This window comes from Thiohalobacter sp., assembly GCF_027000115.1.
In the GTDB taxonomy this organism is placed as follows: Bacteria; Pseudomonadota; Gammaproteobacteria; order Thiohalobacterales; family Thiohalobacteraceae; genus JALTON01.
The window spans coordinates 1-15,026 of sequence record NZ_JALTON010000058.1 but is presented as its reverse complement, the minus strand read 5'-3'; the positions used below and the strand labels follow the sequence as shown (position 1 = coordinate 15,026).

Genomic DNA, 15,026 nt, shown 5'->3' with positions numbered 1-15,026 from the left:
CCGTGACAAAGGGGGATGGGTTGTGTAAATAGTTTTCCTAAATGCTCAGGTATAGCCCTTGTTCCCAGGCGCTGGGCACAGAACAGCAACAAAGACGGCGGGTCACCAGAGGAGAGGGGGCGATGTCATTGATCGGAGAGCTGGCAGATCAGGAAGGTGTGATCGCAGCCGGCGAGTATTCCTACCGCGGCGATCGATTTTCCTACAAGGGGCAACTCAACGAAGACCTGGCACGCATGGCTTCCATCATGTGCCGGGCCAATACCATGGGTGTTCACATGCAGACCGACATCATGGCCAGCTTCCGCGAGGACAGCGGCGTGGCGCCGGCGCGCGGCTGGGCGGTGCGGGGCCCGCAGATGACGGTCTGCGTGATCGCCAACGTGTTCTGCTTCTTGCGCAACGAGCCCGGGGTCCTGAACCGGGTGATGAAGCTGATGCGCGAGCGGCTGGCTGATGCCACGGAAGATCTCATCTGAACCAGCAGGGACGAACAGTGCAAGGGGGATGTACGCATGGCTGATCTGGAAAGTCTCATGCAGCTCGATGGCGCCGTGGCGGCGTTTCGTTTCAACGACCGCGGGGAACTCGAGGATCATCGGGCCGCGGCGGATACGCCGCTGGATGCCGATACCCTGGACCTGCTTGCGCATGTCGTGGTGGCGAACATGGCCATCGCGACCATGCAGGCGCGCGGCTGGGAGAAACTGACCGGCCAGGGCGGCTTCTACCCCATCGAGGGTTTCACCATGGTCGGTTTCGAGTGGTCGGCAGTGGCCAATGGCAACATGGGCGTGGTGCTGGACAATGACAAGGCCGATTACGACGCGGCCTATGCGGCCCTGGGTGCCTGAGGAGGCTGCATGCTGAAGCGACTTTTGGCACTCGATGGCGTATTTGCCGTCTGCCAGTTTCGGGATGACGGTGCCTTCGTGGAGGGTTATGGCATGCTGGATGATGCCCAGATGCAGCGCCTGGCGCGTTTCGCGCTGGAGTACAAGCGCATGGTGCAGGGCAACGCCGACCAGTTGTCCATGTTCACCCAGATGCGTGGCTGGACCCCGCCCGGCGGCTGGATTGTCCGCGCCGCCCAGGGCACCGTGTGCAGCGTGGGCAACCTGGCGGCCATGGTCGACACCCGCGAGGCACGGCTCAACGAGGTCATGGAAGAGCTGAAGCTGGCGTCGACCTACTGAGCGCCAGTGTCGATATTAGTCCTCTCACAATTGTCTGAACATGGAAGTCCTGTGAATTTGTAGGATGGGCAAAGGCCCGAAGGGCCGTGCCCATCATGACGGTCACGGGATGCTGATGGGCACGTCGCTGCGCTCCTTTGCCCATCCTGCAAATTCACTGCACCAGGTCCGCCACGATCAGACAGCGGGAAAGATGGCGCTCCCTAGGGGAATCGAACCCCTGTCGCCGGCGTGAGAGGCCGGTGTCCTAGGCCGCTAGACGAAGGGAGCGGGGGTGGAACGGCGTGGTATTATACGCCGACCTTTTTTCCGCACAAGCGACCCTTTGCGTTGGAAACCGACTTGCCCGGCGACATCCCCAATCCACCCGCTGCCCCTGCCCCGGTGGTGATTCCCCGCGCCGAACACAACATCTCGCGGGCGGACATCAGCCCCAATGCGCTCAAGGTGCTCTACCGGCTGCGCGATGCCGGTTTCCGGGCCTGTCTGGTGGGCGGCGGCGTGCGTGACCTGCTGCTCGGGCGCGAACCCAAGGACTTCGACGTGGCCACCGACGCCCATCCGGAGGAGATCCGCGCCCTGTTCCGCAACTGCCGGCTGATCGGCCGGCGCTTCCGCCTGGCCCATGTCATCTTCGGCCGCGAGGTGATCGAGGTGGCCACCTTCCGCGCCGCACCCGAGGCGGAGACCGGGGCGGCGGCGCTCAGCGACGAGGGCCGCATCCTCCGCGACAACGTCTACGGGACCATCGAGGAGGATGCCTGGCGGCGCGATTTCACCGTCAACGCGCTCTACTATGACATCGCCGACTTCTCGGTCATCGACTACGTCGGTGGCATGGCCGACATCCAGGCCGGGCGGCTGCGCCTGATCGGCGATCCCGAGGCCCGCTACCGTGAGGATCCGGTACGCATGCTGCGGGCGGCGCGTTTTGCAGCCAAGCTCGGCTTCCGCATCGACCCGCCCAGCGAGGCGCCGATCACCGAGCTGTCGCCGCTGCTGTTCGACATCGCACCGGCGCGGCTGTTCGAGGAGGTCCTCAAGCTGTTCCTGGGTGGCGAGGCGCTGGAAACCTTTGAACTGCTGCGCCACTACGACCTGTTCGGCAAGCTGTTTCCCTTCACCGAAGAGGTTCTGGGCGAGGAAGAGGAGACAGACCATTTCCCGCACATGCTGGTGGTCCATGCCCTGCGCAACACCGACGAGCGCATCGCGGCCGGCAAGCCGGTGACACCGGCCTTCCTCTTTGCGGCCTTTCTGTGGGAAGCCATGCGTCGCCGCATGCCCGACTACGACGTGCCCGGCATGAGCGAGATCCAGGCCATCCAGATCGCCGCCGGCGAGATCATCGCCGAGCAGGCGCGCCATACCTCCATTCCGCGCCGGTTCAGCCAGCCCATGCGCGAGATCTGGACCCTGCAGCCGCGGTTCCTCAATCGCAATGGCCGCCGGCCACAGCGACTGCTGGCACATCCGCGCTTTCGTGCCGCCTACGACTTCCTGCTGCTGAGGGGGCAGGCCGGCGAGGTGGACCAGGCGCTGTGTGACTGGTGGACCGAGTTCCAGCAACGGAACCCGGAGGAGCAGGCCGGCATGGTCACGCCCGAGCCGCGCAGCGGCCGCCGTCGGCGCCGTCGCAGGCGGCAGCGCAAGCCCGATTCATGACCGCCGCGGTCAGGGCCTGCATCGGCCTGGGCAGCAACCTGGGGGAACCGGAACGCCAGTTGCGCCAGGCGGTGGCGGCGCTGGCCAGCCTGCCCGAATCCCGCCTGCTGGCCGTGTCCTCGCTCTATCGCAACCCGCCCATGGGTCCGGCGGATCAGCCGGACTATCTGAATGCCGTTGCCCTGCTGGAAACCGGGCTCGAGCCCGAACCGCTGCTGGATGCCCTGCAGGCCATCGAGCGTGCCCAGGGGCGGCTGCGCGACGGCACCCGCTGGGGGCCGCGCACGCTGGATCTGGATCTGCTGCTGTATGGCGCGCGTTGCATCGACAGTCCCCGGCTGCAGGTGCCGCATCCGGGACTGGCGGTGCGCGCCTTCGTGCTCGCGCCGCTGGTCGAGATCGCGCCGGAGCTGGCGCTGCCCGACGGTCGCCCGGTGGCAACGCTGGCCGCCGCCGTGGACGCCAGCGGGCTGGTGCGGGTGGCGCCGCCACCGCTGCCGGATGGCTGGCCCGATCCGGTATCATGAGCCCCTGCGCAGTGCTGTCGCTGCCATCGTCCCGGTCTGGAGTCCATGAAGTCTGAACAACCCGGTTACATCGTCGTCGAGGGCCCGATCGGCGTGGGCAAGACCACGCTCGCGCGGCGCCTGGCCGAGACCTTCGGCACCGAGCTGCTGCTGGAGGGCGCGGACGAGAACCCCTTCCTCGCCCGCTTCTATCGCAATCCGCGCGAGGGGGCGCTGGCCACGCAGCTGTTCTTCCTGCTGCAGCGCGCGCAGCAGATGCAGTCGCTGCGCCAGGCCGACCTGTTCCGGCCGGTGCGGGTGGCGGACTTCCTGATCGAGAAGGACCGGCTGTTCGCGGAACTCACGCTCGATGAGGAAGAGTTCCGGCTCTATGAGCAGGTGTATGCGCATATGACGCTGGACGCGCCCCGGCCTGACTTGGTGATCTATCTGCAGGCACCGGTGGACGTGCTCATGCAGCGCATCCAGAAGCGAGGCCGCGACTTCGAGCAGCGCGTCGATCCCGATTACCTGCGCCGGCTTTCGGATGCCTATGCCCACTTTTTCCACCACTACAGCGACGCGCCGCTGCTGATCGTCAACGCCGCGCACATCGATCTGGCCGGCAACGATGCCGACTACGAGGCGCTGCTGCGCGAGGTGCGCCGGGTGCGCAGCGGCCGTCACTATTTCAATCCGGCGCCGGTGGCGCTGTGAGGATGCCGTGAACGAAGCGCGGCCGGAGGTGACCCTGGCAGGTCTGCAGGCCATGAAGGCGGCGGGCGAGAAGATTGCCTGCCTGACCGCCTACGATGCCAGCTTCGCCGCACGCCTCGCGGAGGCCGGAGTGGACGTGGTGCTGGTCGGCGATTCCCTGGGCATGGTGGTGCAGGGCCAGGACAGTACCCTCCCGGTGAGCCTGGCTGACATGATCTACCATGCCCGCGCGGTGGCCCGTGCCGCCGGTCCCATGCTGCGGGTCGTGGATATGCCGCACGCGAGCTATGCCAGCGTCGAGCAGGCCGTCGCCAACGCCCGGCGGCTGGTCGAGGACGGCGGCGCACAGATGGTCAAGCTGGAGGGTGGCTCGGAGATGCTGCCCGTGATTCGGGCGCTGCTGGCCGCCGGCATCCCGGTGTGCGGCCACCTCGGCTTGTTGCCGCAGTCGGTACGGCGGCTGGGCGGCTATCGGGTGCAGGGTCGGGAACCGGAACAGGCGGCACGCATCCGCGCCGATGCCGAGGTGCTGGCCGAGGCCGGCATCGGGCTGCTGGTACTGGAGTGCATTCCCGCGCCGCTGGCCGCGGCAATCAGCCGGGATCTTGCCGTGCCCACCATCGGCATCGGCGCCGGCGCCGACTGCGACGGCCAGGTGCTGGTGCTGCATGACCTGCTGGGCATCACCCCCGGCCGCCGGCCGCGTTTCGTGCGCGACTTTCTCGCCGGCCGGGACAGCGTTCCGGCCGCCCTCACGGCCTATGTGCGGGCGGTGAAGGCCGGTGACTTCCCGGGGCCGGAGGAGGCATACGCATGACCCGGCTGCTCGAGACCGCGACTGTCGCCGAGACCCGTGCCCGGATCGCCGAGTGGCGGCGGGGCGGCGATCGCATCGGCTTCGTGCCCACCATGGGCAACCTGCACGAGGGGCATCTGTCGCTGGTGCGGATGGCGCAGGCGCGTGCCGACCGGGTGGTGGTGAGCGTGTTCGTGAACCCGCTGCAGTTCGGGCCCAACGAGGACTTCGACAGCTACCCGCGCACCCTGGATGCGGATCGGGCGGCGCTCACGGAGCTGGGCGTAGACCTGCTGTTCGCACCCGACGAGGCGAGTTTCTATCCGCGGCCGCGCGAGGCCACCACGCGGATCACGGTGCCCGGCCTGGGTGACATCCTGTGCGGGGCCTCGCGGCCCGGCTTCTTCACCGGGGTGGCGACCGTGGTCGCCAAGCTGTTCCACATCGTGCAGCCGGACCTGGCCGTGTTCGGGGAGAAGGACTACCAGCAACTGCTGGTGATCCGGCGCATGGTCGAGGACCTGGACTTCCCGGTGGCGATCATCGGTGCCCCGGTCTGCCGCGAGCCGAACGGCCTGGCCATGAGTTCGCGCAACCAGTACCTCAGCGCAGAGGAGCGGGCGCGGGCGCCCCTGCTGTACCGGACCCTGTGCCGGCTCGGCGAGGCCCTGCAGGCCGGACGACGGGACTTCGCCGTCCTGGAGGCGGAGGGCGTGCAGACATTGGCCGAGGCCGGCTTCCGCCCCGACTACCTCAGCATCCGCCGCCCGGATCTGGAGCCGCCGACCGCGGCCGATCGCGCCTTTCGCCTGCTGGCCGCCGCCTGGCTCGGTGAGCGGACCCGCCTGATCGACAATATCCCCGTGGTAAGCAGTTGATTTAACGCGCTAACCTTGCCAATCCGGGGGCGATTGGGGATAATTCGCCGTCCCCACAGGCAGGTGATCCGGCATGCAGCTCACTCTCCTCAAGGCCAAGCTCCACAAGGCGCACGTCACTCACTCGGAACTCGAGTACGAGGGGTCCTGCGCCATCGACAGCGCCCTGCTGGACGCCGCCGGCATCCGTGAATACGAGCGCATCGAGATCTACAACCTCGCGAATGGCGAACGTTTTTCCACCTATGCCATCCGCGCCCAGGCCCATTCCGGGATCATTTCGGTCAATGGTGCCGCGGCGCACCGGGCCGCGCCGGGCGACCGGGTGATCATCTGCGCCTACGCCATGCTGGACGAGCAGGAGGCGGCGAACTTTCGTCCCACGCTGGTGTATCTGGATGCCGACAACCGCATCACCCGCATCGGCGACAGCATCCCTGTTCAGGCGGTTTCCTGATATCCGGGTTTCGCCCGGATGCCACTCGCGCGCCATCCCGGCGGCCCGGGATGGGGCGTTCTGCAATCAGCCGGTGTTGCGCATCCCCGCGGCGATAGCGTTGATGGAGCGTAGCAGCGGATCGCGCCAGCGTTCCCGTTCCTCTTCCGGCAGTCCCTCGTTGCGATAGCGGGCCAGCAGCGCAATCTGGATGTGGTTCAGCGGATCCAGGTAGGGATCCCGCCGCAGCAGCGACAGGTGCAGGCCGGGGTTCTCCTGCAGCAGTACTTCGATGTCGGCGACGGCCAGTACCTCGGTCAGGGTCCGTTCATACTCGCCGCGGATGCGTTCGAAGATGGCCTGGGCCTGTTGCTGGTCGTGTGCCAGTCGGGTGTACTCGCGGGCGATGTCCATCTGGGCCTTGAACAGCGCCATCTGGGTGTTGCTGAGCAGGGCGCGGAAGTAGGGCCATTCCCGGTACAGGCCGCGCAGGCGTTCCAGTCGCGCGGGATCCGAGCCCCGCCACTCCGCCAGTGCCGAGCCGATGCCGTACCAGGCCGGCAGGGTGTGGCGCGACTGCGCCCAGCCGAACACCCAGGGGATGGCGCGGATGGATTCCTTGGAACGATTGGCACGATTGCGATGGCTGGGCCGCGAGCCGATGTTGAGCATGCCGATCTCGTCCACCGGGCAGACTTCGTAGAAATAGTCCAGGAAGCCTTCGGTGCGGTCGACCAGGTCGCGGTAGGCGCGCTCGCCGATGCCGGCCAGTTCCGCCATCAGGGCCTGGTCCTCCGGCCGGTCGGGTTCGACCGGCGCGATCAGGGAACGGCTGGCCTTCATCAGGCCGGTCAGGCCCATGGTCAGTTCGTACACGGCCGTGACCGGATGGCCGTACTTGTAGGACAGCACCTCGCCCTGTTCGGTGAACTTGATCTGGCCATGCACTGTCCCCGGTGGCTGGGCGAGGATGGCCTCGTGGGTGGGGCCGCCCCCGCGGCCCACCGTGCCGCCGCGGCCATGGAACAGGCGGCAGCCCACGCCCATGCGGCCGGTGATGGCAATGATCTTCTGCTGCGCCTCGTACAGGCTCCAGCTCGAGGCCAGGATGCCGCCATCCTTGCACGAATCCGAATAGCCCAGCATGACCTCCTGCTGGTTGCCGGAGGCGGCGAGCAGGGCGCGATAGGTGTCGTTGCCGAGCAGCGCGGTGAGCACCGTTTCGACGTGGGCGAGGTCCTCGATGGTCTCGAACAGCGGGCTGGGCCGCACCTGGCAGAACCATTCGTCGTCGCGCCGGCCGGCCAGGCCGCAGCACCAGGCCAGGAACATGACCTCGAGCACATGGCTGGCGCTGTGGGTCATGGAGATGACGTAGTTGCCGAAGGCCTCGGGGCTGACCTCGGCATGCATGCGGCGGATGACGTCGAAGACTTCCAGTGTTTCCCGCGTGCCGTCGGTTAGCCGGTCACGCGCCAGTGTCGGCGGGTCGCCGGCGGCGATGCACCCTGCCAGCAGTTCGCAGCGTGACGCTTCGTCGAGGGCCATGTAATCGCCCAGTCCTGCTGCGGAACAGATTTCGCCGACTGCTTCGGTGTGCCGGCTGGACTCCTGGCGGATGTCGAGCTGCATGAGGAAGAAGCCGAAGGTCTCGACGGTGCGGATGACATCCTGCAAACGTCCGGCCGCGATGCGTGCGTCACCGTGCGATATCAGCGAGTCCCGGATCAGGCGCAGGTCGCTCAGCAGTTCATGCTCGCTGCAATAGCGGTCGGTACAGTCGCCGCAGTCCTCGCCGTCGAGGCGGGCGCTGACTGCGCGCAGTGTCTGCCGCAGCCGGTAGCGCATGATATAGAGCTTGCGCCGGTAGGGCTCGGTGGCGAAGCGATGGGGGTGGTCGCCGAAGCAGCGTGCCCCGTAATGTTCGTTGTCGGTGGCCAGACTGGCGCTGAAGGCCTCGCTGGGCGTGATCAGGCGGCTGGATTGGGTCAGGCGATGGCGCAGTTCATCGAGCAGGCGCAGATAGTGGCAGAGCACCTCGCGCATGTGCAGGCGCAGCGCCGTTTCGGTGGTCTCCGGCTTCACGTAGGGGTTGCCGTCGCGGTCGCCGCCGATCCAGGAGCCGAAACGCAACAGCCCGCTGACCTCCACGCCGTGATCCGGGCCGTAGATGCGTGTCAGGGCCTTGTCGAGATTGCGGCAGGTCTGGGGCACGGCCTCGAACAGGCTCTCGCGGAAATAGTAGAGGCCGTTGCGGATCTCGTCCTTGACCCGTGGCCGCTGGGCGCGCACTTCGTCGGTCTTCCACAGGATCTGGATCTCGGCCTCGATGGCATCGATGATGTCCTGTCGCTGCTCCCGGCTGATGCGCCCGCGGTCGAGCTGTTCGGCCGTTTCGTAGATGCGACGCAGCGATTCCATGATGGTCCGGCGCTTGGACTCGGTGGGATGGGCGGTGAAGACCGGGATGTAGCGGGTCTGTGCGAACAGTTCGCGCAGTTGTTCCGGCTCGATGCCCTGTTGCCGGAACCGGCGCAGGGTGTCGTCGAAGGAGCCCAGCCACAGCGGCCCGCCCCCGGACAACTGGCGTTGGCGCTGGCGGTACTGGAAGGCCTGTTCGGCGATGTTGACCAGGCTGAAGTAGACGTTGAAGGCCCGTACTACATGCGTGAGCGTCTCCGGGTCCAGGCGATCTATCAGCTCGATCAGGTGCTGGCGCAGGTCCGGGTCGTCGTGTGAACGCAGGCGGATGAAGCCCTTGCGCAGGGTTTCCACCGCCGCCAGGATCTGCCCGCCGGCATGCTGGCGCAGGACGTTGCCCAGCAGGTTGCCGAACAGGCGGACACGGGACCGCAATTCCTTGTCGCGTGGTTGATCGATCATGGGGTTGCACGGCGAATCGGCGCCCGAGCCCGGGCAAAGAGCGCGCATTATAGCCCAGCTTGGAAGCCGAGTAATCCTGCACCCGGCGCACCGGATCAGGGCGTTGTCAGGCCGGCGCCGGGTGTCGCGGCGACGACAGGATGCGGTGATAGAGTTCCAGGTAGCTGCGCGCGCTGCGCGTCCAGCTGAAGTCCTGGCGCATGCCGGACGCGACCAGTTGCCGCCACAGCTTTGGCTGGCGCCAGGCATCCAGTGCCCGCTCCAGCGCGCCGGCGAGGGCCTCGGCGGTTGGCATGTCGAACTGGAAGCCGGTCGCGCTGCCTGCGGCCAGCGTCTCCTCCGTGGTGTCGACCACCGAGTCGGCCAGGCCACCGGTGCGATGCACCACCGGCACGGTGCCGTAGCGCAGGCTGTAGAGCTGGTTGAGGCCGCAGGGCTCGAAGCGCGAAGGCATGAGGAAGCTGTCGGCGCCGGCCTCGATGAGGTGGGCCAGCGCTTCGTCGTATCCGATGTGTACGCCGACCCGGCCGGGTGTCTTCGTCGCCGCCGCGCGCAGGGCCGCCTCCAGGCGCGCATCACCGCTGCCCAGCACCACCAGTTGCGCGCCCTCGGCCAGCAGCTTCGGCAGGCAGTCGAGGATCAGGTCGACGCCCTTCTGTTCGACCAGCCGGCCGATATGGGCGAACAGGGGCGCCGCGGCGTTCGTATCCAGGTCGAAGCGCTGCTGCAATGCCTCCCGGCAGCGGCGCTTGCCGGCCAGCGAGCGGCCGTTGTAGGTAGCCGGCAACAGCGGATCGTGGCGGGGGTCCCAGACACTGTAGTCGACGCCATTGAGGATGCCGCCGAGACGATCGGCACGGTGCTCCAGCAGGCCCTCGAGGCCATAGCCGAACCGGGGCGTGCGGATTTCGCGGGCATAGGTCGGACTCACGGTGCTGATCCAGTCGGCAAAGGCCAGCCCGCCCTTGATGAACGACAGGTGCCCGTGGAACTCCAGTGCCTGCCAGGACCACCATTCCTCGGGCAGGCCGAGCCGCTGCAGGGTAGGCCAGTCGAACAGGCCCTGGTAGGCAAGATTGTGGATGGTGAACAGGGTCGCCGGGCGCTTGACCTCGCGGCTGAGCAGCGCCGGTGCGAGCGCCGTCTGCCAATCGTTGCAGTGCACCAGTTCGGGCTGCCAGCGCAGTCCCGCGCGATCGGTGGCGATTTCGACCACCACCCGTGCGAGATGGGCGAAACGGTCGGCATTGTCCGGCCAGTCCTGGCCGTCCGCGCCCACGTACGGATTGCCGGGTCGGTCATAGAGGGCGGGCGTATGCACCAGATAGACCGGCACGCGGCTGTCATCGAGCCGGGTTTCCAGCAGGTCCACTGGCTGGCCGTGGACCACCAGTCGCGCGACTGTACTGCAATCCCCGACCCTGTCCAGCACGCTGCGGTAGGCCGGCAGCACCAGGCGCACGTCCTGATGCTGCCGGCGCAGGGCCTGGGGCAGGGCGCCGGAGACGTCGGCCAGGCCACCGGTCTTGACCAGGGGTACGGCCTCGCTGCTGGCGAACAGGATCTTCATGTGGCATCCATCGGGGTAAAGGCGCAAGCCTGCGCGAGCGGGTCAGCGGGGTCAAGATGCCCGGTCGTCTGACGTCGGACGACGAGGCGTTCTATACTGGTGCCCGGAGCGGCGGACCAGGGAGAGCCAAGATGCGCATGGGGATGATCGGGTTGGGTCGCATGGGTGCCAACATGGCACGGCGCCTGCGGCGTGGTGGCATCGAGGTGGTCGGCTACAATCGCAGTCCGGAAATCGTGCAGACGCTGGCACGCGAGGAAGGCCTGGAGCCGGCGGACTCGGTCGAGGACCTGGTCGGCAGGTTGTCCGCGCCGCGCGTGGTCTGGGTGATGCTGCCGGCGGGCGAGGTCACCGAGAGCCACCTGGTGCGGCTGCGCGAGCTGCTCGATGCCGGTGATCTGGTCGTGGACGGTGGCAACGCCAACTATCACGACAGCGAGCGGCGCGGCGCCTGGCTGGGCGAGGCCGGCATCGAGTTCGTCGACGCCGGCACCTCCGGCGGCATCTGGGGTCTGGACAATGGCTACTGCCTGATGGTGGGCGGCAGCGACGCCGCCGTGTCGCTGCTGGAACCGGCGCTGCGGGTGCTGGCGCCCGCGCCCGACCGCGGCTGGGCGCACGTGGGTCCCATCGGCTCCGGTCACTTCACCAAGATGGTCCACAACGGCATCGAGTACGGCATGATGCAGGCGCTGGCCGAGGGGCTTGCGCTGTTGCGCGGCAAGGACGAGTACGGCCTGGACCTGGCCCAGATCAGCGAGCTGTGGCGGCACGGCTCGGTGGTGCGAAGCTGGCTGCTGGACCTGACCGCCGAGGCCCTGGCCGAGGACCAGGAACTGGCCGATGTCGCGCCGGTGGTGGCCGATTCCGGCGAGGGTCGCTGGACCGCCGTCGAGGCCATCGACCAAGGCGTGGCGCTGCCGGTGATCAGCATGGCACTGGCCATGCGCTTCGCCAGCCAGGACCAGGAAGGCTATGCCAATCGTCTGCTGGCCATGATGCGCAAGGCCTTCGGCGGCCACGGCATTGTCAGGCGCTGAATTCTGCCCCGGGAGCATCCATGGCCGACCCCTGCACCTTTGTCATCTTCGGCGCCACCGGCAATCTGGCGCGCAACAAGCTGTTGCCCGCGCTCTATCACCTGGATCAGGCCGGGCGCCTGCCGGAGGGCACGCACATCCTGGGTATCGGCCGGCGGGACTGGGACGATGCCCGCTGGCGTGACGAGGTCGAGCAGATGCTGTCGCCGCGCGCGCGCGGCGGCCTGGACCCCGAGGTCTGGCCGCGGTTCCGCGACCGGCTGTACTTCTTTGCCGGCGATCTCACCGACGACGCCATGTACAGCGGGCTGCGCGCGCGGCTGGAGAACGGGCCGGAATTCTCGCTCAACATCGCCTTCTACATGTCCATCAGCCCTGCCGACTTCGGCGTGGTCAGCCGCTCGCTGGCTGCCGTCGGGCTCAATGTCGAGGATGGCGGCTGGCGCCGGGTGGTCATCGAAAAGCCCTTCGGCTACGACCTGGAGAGCGCCGAGATCCTGCATCAGCGCCTGCACCGGGACTGGACCGAGCAGCAGCTCTACCGCATCGATCACTATCTGGGCAAGGGCACGGTCCAGAACATCCTGGTGTTCCGCTTCGCCAATCTGATGCTCGAGCCGCTGTGGAACCGCAACTACATCGACCATGTGCAGATCAGCCATGCCGAGTCGCGCGGCATCGAGGGGCGCGCCGGCTACTATGACGGTGCCGGTGCGCTGCGCGACATGGTGCAGAGTCACCTCCTGCAGATGCTGACCCTGGTGGCCATGGAGCCGCCGGCCAATCTGGATGCCGAGTCGCTGCGCGACGAGAAGGTCAAGGTGCTGCGCTCCATCCGACCGATTCCGCAGAATGCGGTGCACGCCCACGCCTTCCGCGCCCAGTACGCGGCGGGCGTGGTCGATGGCGAGAAGGTGCCCGGTTACCTGGAAGAGGAGGGCGTGCCCGCGGACAGTTCGACGGAGACCTATTGCGCGCTCAAGCTGTTCATCGACAACTGGCGCTGGCGGAACGTGCCCTTCTACCTGCGCACCGGCAAGCGCATGGCCCAGGCCAACTCCATGGTCAGCATCCGTTTCAAGCACCCGCCGCAGCAACTGTTCCGGGAGACCCACATCGAGCGACTGGAACCCAACTGGCTGTTGCTCAACATCCAGCCCAACGAGTGCGTGCGCATCGAACTCCAGGTCAAGGAAACGGGGCTGGAAATGCGCACCCAGACCCAACGCCTTGACGCAGCAAGCTGCGGGATCGCTGCCTACGGGCTCGATGCCTACGAGGCGCTGCTGCTGGACGTGATCGACGGTGACCGCTCGCTGTTCCTGCGTTACGACGAGGTCAACTGGGCCTGGAAGGTGGTCGATCCCATCCTCAAGGTCTGGTCGGTGGAGCGCGACTACATCCACACCTACCCGGCCGGGAGCTGGGGGCCGCCCGAGGCAAATCGTCTTTTCATCCGTGACGACCAGCGCTGGCGCAATACCCTCGACGACAGCCCGGCCTGATCCGCAGCCATGAAGGACCCTCTGCCCGCCCATGAGTGAACTGACCCACGGCAGCACCTGGCAGGCGCTGACCGACCACTATTACGAGATCCGGGACGCGCACATGCGCGACTGGTTTGCCGCCGACCCGGACCGTTTCCGGCGCTTTTCCCGGCGCTTCGAGGATCTGCTGCTGGATTTCTCGAAGAACCGCATCACCGAGGAGACGCTGGCGCTGTTGCTGGATCTGGCCCGCGAGCGCGACGTGCCGGCCTGGATCGAGCGCATGTTCCGTGGCGACCGGATCAACTTCACCGAGAACCGACCCGTGCTGCACGTGGCGCTGCGCAACCGCAGCAACCGCCCCATCGAGGTCGATGGCGAGGACGTGATGCCCGAAGTCAATGCCGTGCTGGCGCAGATGCGTGCGTTCAGCAACCGGGTACGGCGCGGCGAATGGCGAGGCTACGACGACAGCCCCATTACCGATGTGGTCAATATCGGTATCGGCGGCTCGGATCTCGGGCCGCTGATGGTCACCGAGGCGCTGAAGCCCTGGGGCGGCCCGCTGCGGGTGCATTTCGTGTCCAACGTGGATGGCGCCCACATTCACGAAACGCTCAAGGGCCTGGACCCGGCGCGTACCCTGTTCATCGTGGCCTCCAAGACCTTTACCACCCAGGAGACCCTGACCAATGCCCGCACGGCCCGGCGCTGGCTGCTGGAGGCTGCCGGCGATGACGCTGCCATCGCACGCCACTTCGTCGCGGTGTCCACCAATGCCGAGGCCGTGGCCGCATTCGGCATCGATACCCGCAACATGTTCCGTTTCTGGGACTGGGTGGGCGGGCGCTATTCGCTGTGGTCGGCCATCGGCCTGTCCATTGCCCTGTACATCGGCATGGACAACTTCGAGGCCCTGCTCGAGGGCGCCCATGCCATGGACGAGCACTTTCGCACGGCGCCCCTGGAAGACAACCTGCCGGTGCTGCTGGCGCTGCTCGGCATCTGGTACATCAACTTCTTCGGCGCCGAGACCCACGCCCTGCTGCCCTACGACCAGTACCTTCACCGCTTCCCCGCCTATTTCCAGCAGGGGGACATGGAGAGCAACGGCAAGCGCGTGGACCGCAACGGGCAGGTGGTGGACTATGACACCGGCCCGGTGATCTGGGGCGAACCGGGTACCAACGGCCAGCATGCCTTCTACCAGCTCATCCATCAGGGCACGCGGCTGGTCCCGGCGGATTTCATTGCTGCCGCCGAGCCGCAGCATCCGCTGGACGCGCATCATCGCATTCTGCTGTCCAACTTCTTCGCCCAGACCGAGGCATTGATGCGCGGACGCACCGAGGCCGAGGCGCGGGCGGAGCTGGCGGCGCAGGGCCTGTCCGGCGAGGCCCTGGAGCGGCTGCTTCCCCATCGGGTGTTCCCGGGCAACCGGCCGACCAACGCCATCCTCTATCGGCGCCTCACGCCGCGCACCCTGGGCAGCCTGATTGCGCTCTACGAGCACAAGATCTTCGTCCAGGGCGTGATCTGGAACATCAATTCCTTCGACCAGTGGGGGGTGGAACTGGGCAAGCAGCTCGCCCGCGCCATCCTCCCCGAACTGGAAGACGGCGCCGAGGTCACCGGCCATGACGCCTCGACCAATGGCCTGATCAACCACTGGAAGTCGCTGCGCGGGGGCTAAGCCGGGCGCCGGAAGAAAGAGCGCCACGGAAGACATATATGGACTCCCCCGTTTTGCAAGACGCCGGAAGACAGGTGGGGTCGGTTGCCTGCATATATTCGGCCTCTGTGATATGGGCGGTCTGTTGCCCGCCCGGGCCCTGATGGTGAAGTCGCGCAC

14 protein-coding genes and 1 tRNA gene are annotated in these 15,026 nt (G+C 67.0%); 12 read left to right on the top strand and 3 right to left on the bottom strand.

The window, feature by feature from the left end; genetic code table 11:
* Positions 1 to 122: 122 nt before the first annotated feature.
* Genes MVF76_RS11790 through MVF76_RS11780 form a run of 3 tightly spaced genes read left to right on the top strand, consistent with a single transcriptional unit; the run spans position 123 to position 1,196 of the window.
* Positions 123 to 479: a DUF2173 family protein gene (locus MVF76_RS11790; protein WP_297529363.1), complete on the top strand. Its 357-nt coding sequence runs from the start codon at positions 123 to 125 to the stop codon at positions 477 to 479.
* Between the two features lie 36 nt (positions 480 to 515).
* Complete coding sequence (locus MVF76_RS11785) at positions 516 to 854, top strand: DUF2173 family protein (protein WP_297529361.1); 339 nt, start codon at positions 516 to 518, stop codon at positions 852 to 854.
* Positions 855 to 863: 9 nt separating this feature from the next.
* Positions 864 to 1,196 (top strand): DUF2173 family protein, encoded by a 333-nt coding sequence (locus MVF76_RS11780; RefSeq protein WP_297529359.1) that lies wholly within the window; start codon positions 864 to 866, stop codon positions 1,194 to 1,196.
* Positions 1,197 to 1,390: 194 nt separating this feature from the next.
* Here MVF76_RS11780 and MVF76_RS11775 read toward each other — a convergent pair.
* Positions 1,391 to 1,466, bottom strand: a tRNA-Glu gene (locus tag MVF76_RS11775).
* A 72-nt stretch (positions 1,467 to 1,538) separates the two neighbouring features.
* Here MVF76_RS11775 and pcnB point away from each other — a divergent pair.
* The 6 genes from pcnB to panD all read left to right on the top strand — a co-directional run bounded on the left by pcnB (position 1,539) and on the right by panD (position 6,215).
* A complete protein-coding gene (gene pcnB / locus MVF76_RS11770; RefSeq protein WP_297529357.1) occupies positions 1,539 to 2,861 on the top strand; it encodes a polynucleotide adenylyltransferase PcnB in 1,323 nt (440 codons plus the stop codon).
* Positions 2,858 to 3,388, top strand: a complete 531-nt coding sequence (folK, locus tag MVF76_RS11765) for a 2-amino-4-hydroxy-6-hydroxymethyldihydropteridine diphosphokinase (RefSeq protein ID WP_297529355.1) — start codon at positions 2,858 to 2,860, stop codon at positions 3,386 to 3,388. Before pcnB ends, folK begins: the two co-directional genes overlap by 4 nt.
* A 45-nt stretch (positions 3,389 to 3,433) precedes the next feature.
* Positions 3,434 to 4,084, top strand: a complete 651-nt coding sequence (locus MVF76_RS11760; RefSeq protein ID WP_297529353.1) for a deoxynucleoside kinase — start codon at positions 3,434 to 3,436, stop codon at positions 4,082 to 4,084.
* Between the two features lie 7 nt (positions 4,085 to 4,091).
* Positions 4,092 to 4,901, top strand: coding sequence for a 3-methyl-2-oxobutanoate hydroxymethyltransferase (panB, locus tag MVF76_RS11755; RefSeq protein ID WP_297529351.1), 810 nt, complete (start codon positions 4,092 to 4,094; stop codon positions 4,899 to 4,901).
* The gene (gene panC, locus MVF76_RS11750) at positions 4,898 to 5,758 is read left to right on the top strand and encodes a pantoate--beta-alanine ligase (protein WP_297529349.1); all 861 of its coding nucleotides are present in this window, start codon (positions 4,898 to 4,900) and stop codon (positions 5,756 to 5,758) included. Before panB ends, panC begins: the two co-directional genes overlap by 4 nt.
* A 73-nt stretch (positions 5,759 to 5,831) precedes the next feature.
* Positions 5,832 to 6,215: an aspartate 1-decarboxylase gene (panD, locus tag MVF76_RS11745; RefSeq protein WP_297529347.1), complete on the top strand. Its 384-nt coding sequence runs from the start codon at positions 5,832 to 5,834 to the stop codon at positions 6,213 to 6,215.
* Positions 6,216 to 6,281: 66 nt separating this feature from the next.
* On the opposite strand, the gene ppc is transcribed toward panD, so the two are convergent.
* The gene (ppc, locus tag MVF76_RS11740) at positions 6,282 to 9,077 is read right to left on the bottom strand and encodes a phosphoenolpyruvate carboxylase (RefSeq protein ID WP_297529345.1); all 2,796 of its coding nucleotides are present in this window, start codon (positions 9,075 to 9,077) and stop codon (positions 6,282 to 6,284) included.
* Between the two features lie 106 nt (positions 9,078 to 9,183).
* The gene (glgA, locus tag MVF76_RS11735; RefSeq protein WP_297529343.1) at positions 9,184 to 10,647 is read right to left on the bottom strand and encodes a glycogen synthase GlgA; all 1,464 of its coding nucleotides are present in this window, start codon (positions 10,645 to 10,647) and stop codon (positions 9,184 to 9,186) included.
* A gap of 131 nt (positions 10,648 to 10,778) precedes the next feature.
* On the opposite strand from glgA, the gene gnd reads away from it, so the two are divergent.
* From gnd to pgi, 3 genes are read left to right on the top strand one after another with little or no spacing between them, the layout of a single operon-like run.
* Positions 10,779 to 11,687, top strand: coding sequence for a phosphogluconate dehydrogenase (NAD(+)-dependent, decarboxylating) (gnd, locus tag MVF76_RS11730; RefSeq protein ID WP_297529342.1), 909 nt, complete (start codon positions 10,779 to 10,781; stop codon positions 11,685 to 11,687).
* Between the two features lie 20 nt (positions 11,688 to 11,707).
* On the top strand, positions 11,708 to 13,192 hold the full coding sequence (zwf, locus tag MVF76_RS11725; protein ID WP_297529340.1) for a glucose-6-phosphate dehydrogenase: 1,485 nt from the start codon (positions 11,708 to 11,710) through the stop codon (positions 13,190 to 13,192).
* Positions 13,193 to 13,223: 31 nt separating this feature from the next.
* Positions 13,224 to 14,867: a glucose-6-phosphate isomerase gene (pgi, locus tag MVF76_RS11720; RefSeq protein ID WP_297529338.1), complete on the top strand. Its 1,644-nt coding sequence runs from the start codon at positions 13,224 to 13,226 to the stop codon at positions 14,865 to 14,867.
* The last annotated feature ends 159 nt before the right edge of the window (positions 14,868 to 15,026 follow it).